The following is a 14,834-nucleotide window of genomic DNA, read 5'->3' as shown; positions in this document are numbered from 1 at the left end:
CCCCGGCCCCGGCGGCCACGGCCGGCCGGCGAGACGCCCGCCTCGGCCGCCTCGGACGACGGGCCCGACTCCCCCACGGCCACGTCGTCCCGACCGTCGCGGGCACCCGGGGCGTCCTCCGGTGGGTCGGTCACCGGCGCCGGGCCGTCGGCCTCCGGCTCCGGCCCGTCGGGCTCCCCGCCGTGGGGGTCGTCCGCTGGGTCGTCGAAGGGGTCGAGCGAGCCGTCGGCGGCGGGGTCGGCCGGCAGGCCGCGGCGGGCCGGGTACGCGCCGAAGTCGGGCTCGAAGTCGTCGTCGAGCGGACGGCGGTCCGGCAGGACCGGGGCCTCCTCGTCGGGCACCGGCTCGGTCGCCTCACCGTGCACCCGGTGCTCGGCCTCGGCGTCCTCGACGGTGCTGGTCGTCATCGTCGGCCGGTTGCGCTGGAACCGGCTGCGGCCCCGCGACAGGTCGTGGCCGACGGCAACCGCCTCCAGCTCGTAGAGCGAGCGGTGGTTGCCGGCGTCGTCCGTCCAGTCGCGGGTGTAGAGCCGGCCGCAGACCACCACCGGGTCGCCGACCATCACCGAGGCGGCCACCCCCTCGGCGAGCTTGCGCCAGCAGTTGACCCGGACGCGCAGGCTGTTGCCGTCGACCCAGCGCCCGCTGTCGCGGTCGAGCCGGCGGGCGGTCGAGGCGACCTTGAAGTTGGCCACCAGGGTGTTGCTCTGGGTGGTGCGACGCCACTCCGGCGCGGTCAGCACGTTGCCCACGATCGTGACGTAGGTGTCGAACATCGTCCCTCCAGGGGGAGATCGGGCTTGCCATCGCGAGTCGACTCGGTGCCGAGCCTGGGCCCTCGGCGCGGGCGCCGCCAGCACCGCGCCCCGGCCTGTGGACAACCGGACCGCCTGTGGACAAAGACCTGATCAAGGTCCCGGTGTGCTAGGGCCGGGCGACCCTGGGAAGCCCGCCCGACCGGCTCGATGATCGGGAGGCGGGGCCACGCTTCCGGCGCCGCCACGGGCGGGGCGACATGTCACGTTCCGGACGGAGCCCGGCGGGGTATGGATTCGATCAACCGCACCGCCGACAGCACGACGAACGAGAGGTCAGCGATCATGAAGATGACCAGCACCGCAGCCGCCATCGTCTCCGGCGAGGTGCGGCGATGAGCGCCGTCGCCAACCCGGCCACCGTGGCGGAGTGCCTGCGGGTCGGCGCGGGGTTCTCCCAGGGCGACCGGAACTGGATCGCGGAGCAGTTCGCCACGCTCGACTCCCGGCTGGCCGGGTTCCACGCCGACGCCACCGAGCTGGAGGTGTCGGTCAAGGACCGGGAGGCCAGGGGCCAGAAGGTCACCCTGGAGTGCTGGATCGCCGGTCGCCAGAAGATCGTCACCACCTCCGCCGAGGAGGACCTGCACGCCGCGCTCAACGACGTCCGGGACGACCTGCGGCGGCGGCTCAACGACTCGAAGACGAAGCAGGAGCCGCGGCACAACAAGCACCTGCGCGACGTGCCCCCGCCGGTCGCCGAGGTCGAGCCCGACACCGACCCGGCCCGCGCCGAGGCCGAGACCGTCTGACGCGTACGCCTGAGGCCCCGTCCGCCGGGTGCGGGCGGGCGGGGCCGGGCGGCACCCAGGGCTACCGCCCGGTAGCTTCCCGGCGTACCGTCGCGGTCGTGGAACCGGACGTGCTGGGCCCGCCGTACGAGCGGCAGACGATCGACCTGGGCAGCGACGACGAGGGACCGGTGGTCGCCACCCTGGTCCGTCGCCGGGCCGACCGCCCGACGGGGCGGGCCGTGCTCTACGTGCACGGCTTCACCGACTACTTCTTCCAGGGCCACCTCGGTGACTTCTTCGCCGAGCGGGGCTGGGACTTCTACGCCCTCGACCTGCGCAAGTACGGACGCAGCCTGCGGCCCCACCAGACGCCGAACTTCTGCCGCGACCTCAGCGACTACTTCCCCGAGCTGGACGCCGCCGCGCGCATCATCCGCGAGGACGACGGGCACGACACGCTGCTCGCGATGGGCCACTCCACCGGTGGGCTGATCATGCCGCTCTGGGCGCACGCCCGCCGCGACGCCGGGATCATCGACGGCCTCTTCCTGAACAGCCCCTTCTTCGACATCAACGCGCCGTGGCTGGTGCGCCGACCGCTCGCCGCCGCCGTCGGCCGGCTGGGCCGCCGGGCGCCGCGCCGGGTGCTGCCGTTCGGGCTGGGCACGGTCTACAGCGAGAGCATCCACGCGGAGCACCACGGCGAGTGGAACTACGACCTGACCTGGAAGCCGCTGGCCGGATTCCCCGTCCGGGCCGGCTGGCTGAACGCCGTCCGCACCGCCCAGCGGCAGCTGCGCGCCGGCCTGGACATCCAGGTGCCGGTGCTGCTGGCCTGCTCGACCCGCTCGTTCAAGGGCACGAAGTGGCACGAGTCGGCGGCCCTCGCCGACGCGGTCCTGGACGTCGAGCACATGGTCCGCTGGGCGCCCCGCCTCGGCCGGCACGTCACCGTGGCGCGCTTCGACGGCGGGATGCACGACCTCACGCTCTCCGGCACCGCCGTACGGGAGAAGGTCTTCCAGGAGGTCGGGCGCTGGGCCGACGCGTTCTTCGACGCCGGGCCGACGGTCCGCGCCGGGGAGCGCCCACCGGCGAGCCGGCTGCCGGCGGACGACGCCGACCCGGCTGGTGCCCCCGCGCAGGGCGGCTGAGCGCAGGTCGCCAAACCGCCGCCAGCCACGCCGCGCGTCGCCGGCCTCACGTCGCGTCGACGGCCGCCCGGATGCGGTCGAAGGTGGCCAGCGGGTGGCCGCCGTCGCGGGCCGGCAGCACCAGGCCCAGGCACCGCAGCCCCACCTCGCCGTCGCCGCCGGCCTGCACGCCGAACACCGGCGCCCCCACGTAGCCGGCCGGCAGTTCCGCCATGAGCCGGACGGCGTCGCCCACGCGCGCCACCCGCTCGATCGCGACCTCCAGCGGCCGGGCGCCGCCCGCGCCGACGCCGTGGGCGAGCACCACGGCGGAACCCGGCTCCACGCCGATCCGGGCGATCGCGTCCCGATCGGCCGCGATCGGATCCGGCACCTGCTGGGTACGCCACCGCCAGCCCGCGTCGGCGGCGTGCTCGTGCAGGCCGCCGGTGGGCAGGACGGCGACGCCGAGGTCCTCGTGGTGCCGCCACCCGTCGGCGAGGCCGGGCAGGGCGACGGCGTCGGCGGCCACCCCGGCCGGCTCGGTCACGCTCGCCCGCAGCCCGATCTCCCCCGCCCCGGACCGGGTGAGCGCGTCGGCGGTCAGCAGGTACTCGCACCCCTGCCCGGTGAAGAGGAACGCGGTGCCCTCGCCCCGGTCGCCGTCCCCCGCCCCGGCCTCGGTCCGGCGGATGGGCAGGATCGCGCGGCCGAGCAGTTGACACAACTCGTACGCGACGTCGTTCTCGGTCTCCGGTTCAAGCAGCACCAGCCGAGGGTACGACCCGACGGTCCCGAGCCGCGCGGACGCCGGAACAGGGGTGACCGGCACCGGAGGCTCGTGCGACCCTCTTGGGCGACGTGAGACGCGACCACCCGTTCCACCGGTCACCCGGTGGGCGGCGGTACCCTTCTCGCGCGACACGCACGCGCGCGCCCGTAGCTCAGCGGATAGAGCAGGGGACTTCTAATCCCAAGGCCGCAGGTTCGAATCCTGCCGGGCGCACAGGTACTTCTCTCGGCCGGACGGCTCCCGTGGAGCTATCCGTGGTGCGAGCGAGCCCGGTTTGCCGCGAAAGCGGCACTACCTGACCGGGTCACCGACATGGCCAAGGACCCTGCGGTCGCGGTGCCATCACCCGCTCGGGCCGTCTCCTTGGATCCTTGGCTCGCTGGTTCCTCCGGCGGCGGCGATCGGCGGGTCTGGCACGCGCCTCCGTCCGGTCCGGTCACCTGTCGAGCAACGGCGGAGTGGCCCCGGCGCTTGATCCACAGGTCCCATATAGGTGTTCGCCTATCGGAAGGGGCACGACAGTGCACAGACGAACGCTCTTGGCCGCAGCCGTCGCCGCGCCCATCGGGGCCGCCATCGCCGCGGCTCCGGCCTCGGCCCACCACGGGCACGGCCGGTATCCCTCAGTGATCAACCTGCCGAACGGGTTCTGCCCGGAGGGGATCGCCCGGGGAACCGGCACGAAGATCTACGTCAGCTCCATGGCCGACGGATGCATCTGGTGTGCCGACCTGCGCACCGGCAAGGGGAAGCTCCTCGTGCCGCCCGTGTCCGGCACCCAGGCGACGGGTCTGGACGTCGAACGAGGGCGGATCTGGGCGGCCTGCGGCAACATGGGCGGCGCGGCCGTCTACCGTGAGTCGACCGGCGAATGCCTGGCGACGTACGACTTCGGTGGCGGGTTCATCGACGGCGTGACCGCAACGAGCAAGGCCGTTTTCTTCACCGACTCGGAGAAGGCCAGGATCTACTGCGTCGAGTTCGGCCGCCGTGGCTCGCTGCCCAAACAGTCGGGAGTACGCACGCTGCCGTTGCCGGGTGGGCTCGGTGACCCCACCGCCTGTAACACCGGCATCGTCGCCGCCTGGGCGGGCAAGCTCATCGTCGTGCAGGCCAGGACCGGCCGGCTCTACTGCTTCGATCCCCGCGCGGGCATGGCCGCCCAGATCAGCACGGGCGGCGTATCGGTGTCCAATGCCGATGGTCTCCTGCTCAAGGGGCGCACGCTGTATGTGGTGCGCAACCGGAACAATGTGATCGCCAAGTTCCGCCTCAACGAGCGGCTGACGCGGGCCATGCCGGTCGACGTGATCCGTGACCGCGACCTCGATGAGCCGTCGGCTGTGGTTTCCTTCGGCTCGAGCCTGTACGCGGTCAACGCGCGGTTGTCCGTCCCGGCGACCCCCGGCACCACCTACTGCGTCGTGCGGGTGCGCGACTGATCACTCATCTTGCACCATCCGGCCGGGGATATCCCCGGCCGGATAAAAGGTGAGCCTCCCGGGTTGGCGTGGCAGTACCCCTAGCGGGGGATTCTTTCTGGTCCGACGTGACGGATGTCTCTACCCCTCGTTGCCACCGTTGTCAACGATCAACGCACGGGGGATTTACATGAGCAGAACCTCTATCACGAACGGACCCGCCCGCCTCTGCGCCCGGCTGGCCGCCTTCGCGATGCTGGCCGGTGCCCTGCTGCTGGGCGGCTCGCCGGCCCTGGCGGCGGAGACCATCAACATCAATCCAGGCAACGTGCCGACGACGGCGGCCCAGGCCACTCAGAACTGCGACCCCAACCTGGGCGGCGGGCCCTTCGCCAACGAGGACGTCTGGGTGTTCAACCTGCCGGGCAACCAGCAGACCAGCGGCGATTTCCTGTCGATCACGGCGACGTTCAGCACGCCTGGCGGCGCCGTCACCCGGACGATCCCGACAGACCCCAACAGCGCCATCGTCAACAACTTGGGCACCAGCAAGGCCTGGATCAGGCTCCCGGCTGGTTGGACGTTGACCGGCGCCTCGGCGGTCATTTCCGGCACCGCCGACTTCTTCGTGCTCACCCACACGTGCGCCGCTTCGAGCCCCGAGGTGAACCCGAGGCTGACCCTGACCAAGACCGGCACACCGGCCAGCGGTCTCCAGGCCGGCGACGAGGTCACCTACACGTACACGGTGACGAACCAGAGCACCGGCACGGTCAATCCGATCACCGGCATCACCGTCAACGACAACACGGTCACCGGCATCACCTGCCAGGCCACCTCGCTGGCGCCGGGGGCGAGCACCACCTGCACCGGCACGTACACCGTCACCAAGGCCGACGTGGCCAACGGCAAGATCGTCAACATCGCCCAGGCGACCGGGCTCTTCGGCGAGCAGTTGGTGCCGTCGAACAACGCCACCTTCACCGTCACCACCCAGGAGGCGCAGGCCAGCCTGTCGATCGACAAGAAGGCCCGGGTCGAGTCGGACTGCCGCGACAAGTGTGAGAAGGACGGCTTCGCGGCCAAGGGCGACAAGATCTTCTACACCTACCGGGTGGCCAACACCGGCACCGTCACCATCACCAACGTCGCGGTCATCGACCCGACCGCCGGACCGGTGGTCTGCAACAACACCACCCTGGCACCGGGCACGAGCACCGACTGCCACGCCGTCAACCCGCACGTGGTGACCGCGGCTGACGTCAAGAAGGGCAAGGTGGTCAACACCGCCCGGGCGACCGGCAAGTTCGGCAGCCAGACCGTGACCTCCGACCCGGTCACCGTCACCGTCTGCATCCGGCACGGCAAGTACGACCCCCGCAAGCACGACAAGGACAAGGGCGGCTGGGACAAGGACAAGGACAGCTGGGACAAGGACAAGGGCGGTTGGGACAAGGACAAGGACGGCAAGCCCCACCTGCCGGTCACCGGCGTCAGCTCCACCCAGGCCCTCTCGCTGGGCGGCGGCCTGCTGGCCGCGGGCGCTCTCATGGTCGGCGCCAGCCGGCTGCGCCGCAGGGAGACTCAGGCCTGACCCGTACGGCGGCACTCCAGGCAGCGCGTTCGGCCTGGTGAGCCACCGGCGGCGGACAGGGTGACCGGACGCGTTACCTGCCGGCCGGCACGGACACTGAACTCACAGTGCCCGTGCCGGCCGTGTCCGTTTTGCCGGGACGGTCAGCGGAGCCGGACGTCGAGGGTCGGGAAGTCGTACCAGGTCAGCTCGAAGGACGACCCGGTCTCCGGCACCACCGGGAACACGGCCCAGCTCTCCACCCGCTCCCCCGGCGCGATGCTGAAGGACTCGTCGGGCCGCGTGGTGGTGCACCAGGTGGACTCGGGACGCACCGTCCGGCCGTCCGGCAGAACGATCTCGGAGGAGGTCCGGTCGACCTCGGCGGTCGGGCAGCTCACCGGCCACGGCACCGGCGAGCCGTTGCGGTACGTCAGGTTCAGCCGCAGCTTGCCGCCGGTGGTTGCCGCGCTGACCAGCGTGACCGTCAGGCCCGACTGGCTGTAGACCGACCGGTCGAGCTGGTACGTCCGGCCCGCGGGCTGCTCCTTCGTCGGCGACGCACCGGCGCCCGGCGACGCGCCGGCAGCCGGGGAGCCCGTCGACGGGCCGCCGACGGCGCCGGTGGTGGCCGCGTCCCGCGCGGATGGCGTCGGGTCGGCCCGCCCGGAGTCGCCTCGGCCGGCCAGGAACCAGCCGCCGAGGGTGCCGACCACGGCGAGGCACGCCGTCACGGCGACGAGGGCGAGCAGACCGACGTACCTTTTCGTCACGGTGGGCTCCCGACGGCGGTGAGAACGGCGACGGCGCGAAGGTAGCACCACCGTCCAAAGTCGGCGGCTCCTCAGTGGCGTCCAACCGCGCGGGCACAGCACCGTCCCGATGGCGGTCGGGCAGGGCGACCACCTGATCGACTTCGCGATGCCGCAGCCCGAGCCCGCGCCCGCGCCCGTCACCACGATCGCCTGGCGACTCGGGCACCCGGCTCCGCGCCGGGTGCCATATGCTGCGCCGGTTGTCACGGGGCGCGGGGAGGACCACATGCGACGCTGGCTGGGCGTCACGGCTTCGGCCGCGCTGGTCGCGGCGGCGGTGAGCGGGTGCGGCACGCCGGCCGGCACCGACGGGGACCTGACCGACGACTGGCGGCCCGTGGCCGAGGCCCGCCAGTTCGCGCCGCAGGCCGGCGAGTGCCACGTCGTCGCCGAGCCGACCGCCTACCTCACCAGCCACCAGCCGGTCGACTGCGCGAAGGCGCACCTCGTCGAGACGTTCCACATCGGCACGTTCACCGGCGACCTGGCCGCCCGCCCGATCCCGCCCCGCGTCGGGTCGGCGGCGATGCGGTCCGCGTTCGCCGAGTGCGACGCCAAGGCCAAGGAGTTCGTCGGCGGCGAGTGGCGCGACGCCCGGCTGTCGGTGCAGGTGGCGCCCACGTCGCCCGCCGGCTGGACGGGAGGCAGCCGGTGGTACCGGTGCGACCTGTTCGAGCTCTACCTGGTGAACGGCGGTAACGGCGACGTCGACGCGCCCGTCAACCGGGCGGGCAGCCTGCGGGGCGCGCTGAAGGCGGCCACCCCGCTGCGGTACGGCTGCGCCGAGGAGGACGAGTGGTCGAACCTGCTGGCGGTGCCGTGCACGAAGGTCCACCGCTTCGAGTACGTGGGCGTCTGGACCGCGCCCGACGTGTCGTACGAGGACGCGACGAAGGACGAGGACGCCGTGCACGCGAAGTGCCGGCCGGTGATCGCCCGCTACGCGAAGGTGCCGGTCGACGGGATGCTCCGTTACCGCACGGGCAGCACGTACCGGTTCCCGTCCGAGGAGGCATGGGCGCGCGGCGACCGGGGGGTGCGCTGCTGGTACTGGTCCAGCGGGAAGAAGCTGACCCGGTCGATCGCCGGCGGCGGGGCGAAGGTCCTCCCGATCAACTGACCGGGCGCCCGCAGGGGCGGGTGGGCAGGTCAGCGTCCTGTCGAGGGTTCCGGGAAGAGCTGACCGAACGGCGACACGGCGCGCACCGAGGGTGATCGCGGACGGCTGCTCGTGCTATTCTCCGGCGTCGATCCCCCGTTTTGGCCCGGATCGGGTCGTTGTCGCAGAAGGACCCTCTTTCCCGATGCCGGCCGTTGCCGCCCCGACCACGTCGCCGACCGCGCTGGACAACCCGGCCGGTGGCGCGTTCACCCTCATCTTCACCCGCCTGCCGGCGTTGCTGCGCCTGGCCTGCGGCCTGGCCGGCGCGGTGGTCGCCCTGTCGGTGCGCAGTGCGCCCGTCGAACCGGCGCTGCTGTTTCCGGCTGTCGCTGCCCTGACCGCCTGGTCGGTCTGGTACGCGTTCCGCGCGCTGCGCCACGGCATCGGCCGCCCGATGGTGCTCGGCGACGTGGCGCTGACCGCCGCCGCCTGCCTGGCGATGCCGGTGCTGGTCGCCCCGGAGGTGCTCCCCGGCGAGGTGAGCTGGATCGCGGTGCTGGCCAGCACCACCGTCCTCAACGCGCAGGCCAACGCCTCCATCGGGTGGTCGGTTCCGGCCGGGCTGCTGGTGACGGCGGCGTACGCGACCGGCGCGCACGCCGCCGGCCAGCCCGACGAGGCCGTCGCGCACGCGGTGACGCTGCTGGTGCAGACGGCCTGCGGCGCGCTGATCACCGCCATCATGCGGCGGCGGATCGGTCGGGCCGACGACGCCTTCGTGGCGCACCAGCGGCTCACCCGGGAGTCGCTGGTCGCCCGGACCGCGCGGGACGCGGAGCGGCGGCAGAACCGGGACCTGCACGACACGGTGCTGGCCACGCTGACCATGGTGGGGCTGGGCGCGGTCGCCGGCCCGTCCGCCGCGCTGCGCGAGCGGTGCGCCGCCGACCTGCGTACCCTCACCGCGCTGGCCGACGCGCGGTCGACTCCCGCCGCGGGTCGGGTGCCGCTGGACGAGCGGCTGCGGGCGGTGCGCGCCCGGCTGCCGGAACTGCCGGTCACCACCGAGCTGGCGCCGTGCGTCGTGCCCGCCCCGGTCGCGGAGGCACTCGCGGAGAGCACGTACGCGGCGCTGTCCAACGTGGTCCGGCACGCGCCGGGCGCGTCCGCCGCGCTGCGGCTGAGCCGGGTCGCCGACACCGTCGTGGTCGAGCTCGCCGACGACGGTCCGGGTTTCGACCCGGCGGCCGTTCCCGCGCACCGGTACGGGCTACGCGAGTCGGTAAGTGGCCGGATGTCCTCCGTCGGTGGGCGCGTCCAGATCGACTCGCGCCCCGGCGCCGGTACCCGGATCCGGTTGGAGTGGTCCGGTGTCGACTGAGACGACGACCGCCCCGGTGCCGGCGGCGCGTACGCCCGACGAGGGCCGGTCCCCGGTGGACCCGGCGGCGGCGGTGGCCGCTGCCTCCGACGGCGGCGCCCGGATCGTGACGGTGGTCATCGCGCTGGCCTGGCACACGGCGATCGCGCTGCCCGCGGTGCTGGGCGCGTGGGCGGAGCTGGCCGCGCCGGCGGTGGTCCTCGCCGGCTGGCTGCTCGTGGCGGCGGTCGGGGTGCTGGCCGGCCTCCGGCTGCTGCGCGGCGCCGCCCTGCCGGCCTGGCCGCTGGCCGCGCTGCTGCTGGTGGTCGACGCGGTGGTTGTCACGGCGGCCGGTGAGCGGCACCTCTTCACCGCCGCGAACTGGGTGTGGGGCACGCTCGGCTGGTTCTTCGTCATGGTGCTGTGGGGGCGGCGGGCCCACGGGCTGATCGCGGCGCTGGGCGTGCACGCGCTGATCGCGCTGGCCGGGGTGCTCGGTCACGGCGCGACCGCCCCCGCCGACCTGGCCCGGTACGCCATGTCCGTCTACGCCACGTCGACCCTTCAGGTGGCGGTCTTCGTGGGCGGCACGGCGATCGCGAGGCTGGCCCGGCAGCGGGCCGGCGCGGCGGCGGACGCCCACGCGGCGGCGGCCGAGCGGGACGCCGCCGAACGGGCCCGGCAGGAGCGGCGCGCCCGCCTGACGCTGGTCAGCGGCGCCGCCGAGGAGGTGCTCGCGGAGCTGGCCGACGGTCGGGCGGACCCGGCCGACCCGGACGTGCAGCGGCGGGCGGTGCTGGCCGCCGCCCGGCTGCGCCGGCTCATCGCCGAGTCCGACGACGTGCCCGACCCGCTGCTGCACGAGCTGCGGGCCGCCGCCGACCTGGCGGACCGCAACGGGCTGCCGATCGACCTGGTGACGATCGGCGACCCGCCGCCCCTGCCGGTGCAGGTGCGCCGCCGGCTGGCCGACCCGCTCACCGCGCTCCTGGCCGACGCCCGGGGCTGGGCCCGGCTGACCGTGGTCGCCGGACCCGACGAGGTGGTGGTCAGCCTGGTCACGCCCGACCGGGCCGGTCCCGACACCGCCGGACCGCCGGGCGACGACGGGCGGGTGGAGTACCTCTACGAGCGGGACGGGGAGATCAGATGGGCGCAGACGCGGTGGCGGGGGTGACCGCCGGTCGGCCGGTCGGCGTGGCGATCGTCGACGATCACCCGGTCGTCATCGAGGGGGTCCGCGTCTGGCTGGCCGCCGAGCCCCGGCTGCGGGTCCTGGCGACCGGCGACGACCCGGACGCGGTGCTGCGGGCCGCCCCCGACGCCGACGTGGTCCTGCTCGACCTGCGGCTGCACGGGCGGATGGCCCTGGACAAGCTCGCCGAGCTGAGCGCGGCCGGCCGGCGGGTGGTGGTCTACTCGGAGCACACCGACCCGCAGACGATCCTCGCCGCCCTGGACGCCGGGGCGGTCGCGTTCCTGGCCAAGCACGAGGGGCGGGAACACTGCGTGGCCACCGTGCTGGCCGCCGCCAGCGACCGCCCGTACGTGCCGCCGGCGCTCGCCGGGGCGATCGTGGGTGACCCCCGCCCGGACCGGCCCGCCCTGTCCGACAAGGAACGCGAGGCGCTGCTGCTGTGGTTCCAGTCGATGTCGAAGGCGTCGGTGGCGCGTCGGATGCGGATCAGCGAGCACACCGTGAAGCAGTACGTCGACCGGGCGCGGATCAAGTACACCCGAGCGGGGCGGCCGGCCGCCACCAAGGCGGCACTGCTCGCCCGGGCGATCGAGGACGGCCTAGTCCGGCCGGAGGAGATCGGCATCTATCGGTCACAGGCTTCCTACGACCGGCCGACCCCCTAACGGGCGTCATGACAGCCGGCCTGGGGTCGGCGACGCTCATGGTGAGATGCCATCGGCACCGGAGGTCATGACGATGCACGATGACGCGTCCCCCTTCTTCATCGGCCCGCACCGCTTCGACGCGGACGACGACCTGGCCCCGGCGCTGGACCGGCGGCACGAGCTGGTCGTCGAGGCCGGTGAGCGGGTGCTCGCCCGGCACCGGCTGCACGCGTCGGGGCATCTGCTCGGCCCGACGGAGGCACGGCGGCGGTGGACGCTGCCCGAGCCGGTGGCGGTGACCGTCACGGACCGGCGGATCGCGTACGTCGGCGGCGGGCCACAGCTCGCCCTGGTCGACGGCGTCGGTGACGGCGCGCGGCACCGCCGGGGCGTCCGGCTGCCGGGTCTGATCAGCGGTCAGATCCGCTGGCAGTGGCCGTCCCGGCTGGAGCTGCTGGCGGCGGGGCCCGGTGAGCGCGCCCGCCTGCTGGTGGTCTGCGACGCGCTGCGCACCATCCAGCAGCCGGCCCTCGGCCTCACCGGCCCCGCCGGGGAGATCACCGGGCTGACCCGCCAGGTGCGCCGGGCGGTGGCCGGGTTCCGGCTGGCCCACCCCGAACTGGTGGACCTGTCGCCGCCCGAGCGGGACGTGCTGGTGGTGCGGGCCGGGGGCGGGCCGGGCGCCGGCGAGACCCGGATCACCCTGCCCGGGTCGCTGCCGGTCGAGTTCCAGTCCCGGGACGACTACTACCGGCCGGGGCGCTTCGATCGCGGGTGGCACGGGCCCGCAGCCGGCGCAGCATCCGGGCATCGGTGAAGCCGACGGTACGGGCGGCCCCCTCCACGGTGGCTCCGTGCCCGATGAGGTGCTCGGCGCGTTCCACCCGCAGCAGTTGCTGGTAGCCGAGCGGGGTCAGCCCGGTGGCCCGCCGGAACAGTCGGGTCAGCGTCCGCTCGGCCACCCCGCCGACGGCGGCGAGGTCGGCCAGCGGCAGCGGCTCGGCGAACCGGCGGTCGATCAGGTCCTGCACCCGGTGCACGGCGTCGGAGAGGTGGGACCGGTGCCGCAACATGGCGCCGGCCTGCGGCTCGTGACCGTTGCGCCGGGAGTGCAGGACCAGGGAGCGGGCGATCCGGGCCGCCACCGCCGGCCCGTGCCGGGTGGCCACCAGGTGCAGTGCCACGTCGATGCCGCTGGCGATGCCGGCGGAGGTCACCACCCGCTCGTCGACCACGTAGAGCACGTCGCGGACCACCCGCGCCGACGGGAACCGGCGGGCCAGCTCGTCCTGCACGTCGTGGTGGGTGGTGCAGCGGCGTCCGTCGAGCAGGCCGGCCCGGCCGAGGGCGTACGCGCCGGCGCAGACGCTGGCGACGGTGCCGCCGCCGGCGTGGTGGTCGGCCAGCCGCCGTAGGTCGTCCGGCCCGACCGGCCCCTGCGGTCCGTGCGCGTGCAGCCGCCATCCGGGTACGACCACCAGGTCGTCGCGGGTCAGCTCGGGCCACCGGAGCCCGGCCACCAGCGGTACGCCCTGCACGGTCGGCACGACCTCCCGGTCGGCGACGTAGTGCAGCCGGTAGTCGTACCCGAGGTCGGCGGCGGTGGAGAAGACCTGGGCCGGGCCGGCGAGGTCCAGCAGGTGCAGCTGCGGGACGAGCAGGAAGACGACCCGGGCCATCGGCTCAGGCCCGCGCGCCGGCCGGGGCCGCGCCGGTCAGTTCCGCCACGCTGCGGATGGTGGCGAAGCGGCCGGCGAGGGCGTACTCGGTGCGGGCGGTCATCTCCTCGCTCGACAGGGTGCGCGGGTCGGCGAGGATCTCCTCCGGCGTGGCCGTGGCCGGCAGGTCCCGGTGCGGGGTCGGGAAGGTGACCGTCGCGTCCGTCACGAAGGTCACCTCGTAGCCGAGATCGCAGCCGACCCGGGCGGTGGTCTCGACGCACTGCTCCGTACGGATGCCGCAGACGGTGATCTCGCGGACGCCCGCCGTCGTCAGCACCTGCTGGAGGTTGGTGGTGGTGAAGGCGTTGTGCGACGTCTTCACCAGCGTGGGTTCCCCCGGGGCGGGCGAGAGCCCCTCGATCAGGCGGACGTGCCCGTTGGCCGGGTCGAAGACCCCGCCGGTGCCCGGCTCGGCGTGCAGGACCCAGACGACCAGGTCGCCGCGTCCCCGGGCGGCGGCGACGAGCCGGTCGACCCGGCCGACGATGTCGGGGTTGGAGGCGTACGCCCAGCTGGGGCGGCGGCGGAAGGACTCCTGCACGTCGATGACGACGAGTGCTGCTCTGCTCATGGGTTGAATCCTCGCCGGGGACGCGCCGGCGCGGCAGGCACCATCCCGCCCCGCTGCGGAACGATCCGGCCGCCCCCCGATGCCCGGGTGGCCCTTCCCCCGGGCGTCGGGTCGATCGGGCCCCTGGTCAGGCGTCGGGGTCGACCGCGGCGGCCCGGCGGCGGACCTCCAGGTCGGCGGCCTCCTCCAGGCTGGGCGCGGTGCCGCCCAGGTGCGCCGGGAGCCACCACGTGTCGTCGGGGCCGGCGGGGGCGTCGGGGTACTCCCGCTGAGCCCGGTCGACCAGCGCGGTGAGCCGCTCCTTCAGGTCGACGGTCATCGCGTTGGCGTCCGGGTAGGCCGCCGGGTCCATCGGCTCGCCGATCAGGATCGTGATCGGGGTGTGCCGGCGGGTCAGGGTGCGCGGTCGGCCCTTGGTCCAGAGCCGCTGGGTGCCCCAGATTGCGACCGGCAGCACCGGCACACCGGCCTCGGCCGCCATCCGGGTCGTCCCGCTCTTGAGCGACTTGACCGTGAACGACCGGCTGATCGTCGCCTCCGGGAAGACGCCGACCACCTCACCGCGCTTCAGTGCGCTGACCGCCGTCGCGTACGACCCGGCGCCCGCCCGCCGGTCCACCGGGATGTGCCGCATGCCCCGCATCAGCGGGCCGGACACCTTGTGCGTGAAGACGGACTTCTTGGCCATGAACCGCACCAGCCGCTTCGCCGGGTTCGCGCCCAGCCCGCAGAAGATGAAGTCGAGGTAGCTGACGTGGTTGCTGGCCAGCACCGCCCCGCCCGTACGCGGCACGTGGTGGGCGCCCTCAATCGTGATCTTCAGGTCGAGGACCCGGAACATCGTCTTGGCGGCGGCGATCACGGGCGGGTACACGAGTTCCGGCATGGCGCGAACTTACCCTGCCCGCCTGAACCCCATGCCGACCCGCCGGGCCGCCTCGACATGCACCG

Annotated in this window: 15 protein-coding genes and 1 tRNA gene; 10 read left to right on the top strand and 6 right to left on the bottom strand. The window is 73.8% G+C overall.

Annotated features, from left to right (window positions below; translation table 11 throughout):
- The coding region (gene ssb / locus F6X68_RS33615) for a single-stranded DNA-binding protein (protein ID WP_225852343.1) at window positions 1-776 on the bottom strand (776 nt) is incomplete at its 3' end.
- 374 nt (window positions 777-1,150) lie between these two features.
- Here ssb and F6X68_RS21670 point away from each other — a divergent pair.
- Together F6X68_RS21670 and F6X68_RS21665 are read left to right on the top strand one after the other, a co-directional pair.
- Window positions 1,151-1,567 (top strand): HPF/RaiA family ribosome-associated protein, encoded by a 417-nt coding sequence (locus F6X68_RS21670; RefSeq protein ID WP_132239353.1) that lies wholly within the window; start codon window positions 1,151-1,153, stop codon window positions 1,565-1,567.
- Window positions 1,568-1,665: 98 nt separating this feature from the next.
- On the top strand, window positions 1,666-2,703 hold the full coding sequence (locus F6X68_RS21665; protein ID WP_192581488.1) for an alpha/beta hydrolase: 1,038 nt from the start codon (window positions 1,666-1,668) through the stop codon (window positions 2,701-2,703).
- Window positions 2,704-2,749: 46 nt separating this feature from the next.
- Here the strand turns inward: F6X68_RS21665 and F6X68_RS21660 are convergent, their stop codons facing one another.
- Window positions 2,750-3,451, bottom strand: a complete 702-nt coding sequence (locus F6X68_RS21660) for a hypothetical protein (RefSeq protein ID WP_151456003.1) — start codon at window positions 3,449-3,451, stop codon at window positions 2,750-2,752.
- A gap of 164 nt (window positions 3,452-3,615) precedes the next feature.
- On the opposite strand from F6X68_RS21660, the gene F6X68_RS21655 reads away from it, so the two are divergent.
- The 3 genes from F6X68_RS21655 (at window position 3,616) to F6X68_RS21645 (ending at window position 6,490) form a co-directional block, all read left to right on the top strand.
- Window positions 3,616-3,688: transfer RNA gene (locus F6X68_RS21655), tRNA-Arg, on the top strand.
- A gap of 413 nt (window positions 3,689-4,101) precedes the next feature.
- Complete coding sequence (locus F6X68_RS21650; RefSeq protein WP_151456002.1) at window positions 4,102-4,917, top strand: superoxide dismutase; 816 nt, start codon at window positions 4,102-4,104, stop codon at window positions 4,915-4,917.
- Window positions 4,918-5,086: 169 nt separating this feature from the next.
- Window positions 5,087-6,490, top strand: a complete 1,404-nt coding sequence (locus F6X68_RS21645; protein ID WP_151456001.1) for an LPXTG cell wall anchor domain-containing protein — start codon at window positions 5,087-5,089, stop codon at window positions 6,488-6,490.
- Window positions 6,491-6,633: 143 nt separating this feature from the next.
- On the opposite strand, the gene F6X68_RS21640 is transcribed toward F6X68_RS21645, so the two are convergent.
- On the bottom strand, window positions 6,634-7,242 hold the full coding sequence (locus F6X68_RS21640) for a hypothetical protein (protein WP_151456000.1): 609 nt from the start codon (window positions 7,240-7,242) through the stop codon (window positions 6,634-6,636).
- Window positions 7,243-7,351: 109 nt separating this feature from the next.
- On the opposite strand from F6X68_RS21640, the gene F6X68_RS21630 reads away from it, so the two are divergent.
- The 5 genes from F6X68_RS21630 to F6X68_RS21610 all read left to right on the top strand — a co-directional run bounded on the left by F6X68_RS21630 (window position 7,352) and on the right by F6X68_RS21610 (window position 12,408).
- Window positions 7,352-8,404: a septum formation family protein gene (locus F6X68_RS21630; RefSeq protein WP_225852342.1), complete on the top strand. Its 1,053-nt coding sequence runs from the start codon at window positions 7,352-7,354 to the stop codon at window positions 8,402-8,404.
- Window positions 8,405-8,588: 184 nt separating this feature from the next.
- A complete protein-coding gene (locus F6X68_RS21625) occupies window positions 8,589-9,767 on the top strand; it encodes a sensor histidine kinase (protein ID WP_151455998.1) in 1,179 nt (392 codons plus the stop codon).
- Window positions 9,757-10,923, top strand: a complete 1,167-nt coding sequence (locus F6X68_RS21620) for a hypothetical protein (protein ID WP_370518970.1) — start codon at window positions 9,757-9,759, stop codon at window positions 10,921-10,923. Before F6X68_RS21625 ends, F6X68_RS21620 begins: the two co-directional genes overlap by 11 nt.
- Window positions 10,896-11,609 carry a response regulator transcription factor gene (locus F6X68_RS21615; RefSeq protein WP_151455997.1) on the top strand — a complete coding sequence of 238 codons (714 nt, stop codon included), beginning with the start codon at window positions 10,896-10,898 and terminating at the stop codon, window positions 11,607-11,609. Before F6X68_RS21620 ends, F6X68_RS21615 begins: the two co-directional genes overlap by 28 nt.
- 73 nt (window positions 11,610-11,682) lie before the next feature.
- Window positions 11,683-12,408 carry a hypothetical protein gene (locus tag F6X68_RS21610; protein ID WP_151456004.1) on the top strand — a complete coding sequence of 242 codons (726 nt, stop codon included), beginning with the start codon at window positions 11,683-11,685 and terminating at the stop codon, window positions 12,406-12,408.
- On the opposite strand, the gene F6X68_RS21605 is transcribed toward F6X68_RS21610, so the two are convergent.
- From F6X68_RS21605 to F6X68_RS21595, 3 genes are all read right to left on the bottom strand, one after another.
- Window positions 12,290-13,270, bottom strand: a complete 981-nt coding sequence (locus tag F6X68_RS21605) for a GlxA family transcriptional regulator (protein WP_151455996.1) — start codon at window positions 13,268-13,270, stop codon at window positions 12,290-12,292. The genes F6X68_RS21610 and F6X68_RS21605 overlap by 119 nt on opposite strands.
- Before the next feature lie 4 nt (window positions 13,271-13,274).
- A complete protein-coding gene (locus F6X68_RS21600) occupies window positions 13,275-13,883 on the bottom strand; it encodes an isochorismatase family protein (protein WP_151455995.1) in 609 nt (202 codons plus the stop codon).
- A 127-nt stretch (window positions 13,884-14,010) separates the two neighbouring features.
- Entirely contained in the window at window positions 14,011-14,769 is a 759-nt protein-coding gene (locus tag F6X68_RS21595) for a 1-acyl-sn-glycerol-3-phosphate acyltransferase (RefSeq protein WP_151455994.1), read from the bottom strand.
- Window positions 14,770-14,834: the final 65 nt, after the last annotated feature.

The organism is Micromonospora sp. AMSO12t, from assembly GCF_008806585.1.
Taxonomy (GTDB): Bacteria; Actinomycetota; Actinomycetes; order Mycobacteriales; family Micromonosporaceae; genus Micromonospora; species Micromonospora reichwaldensis.
The sequence above is the reverse complement of the archived record's forward strand: the minus strand, read 5'-3'. Positions and strand labels throughout refer to the sequence as shown.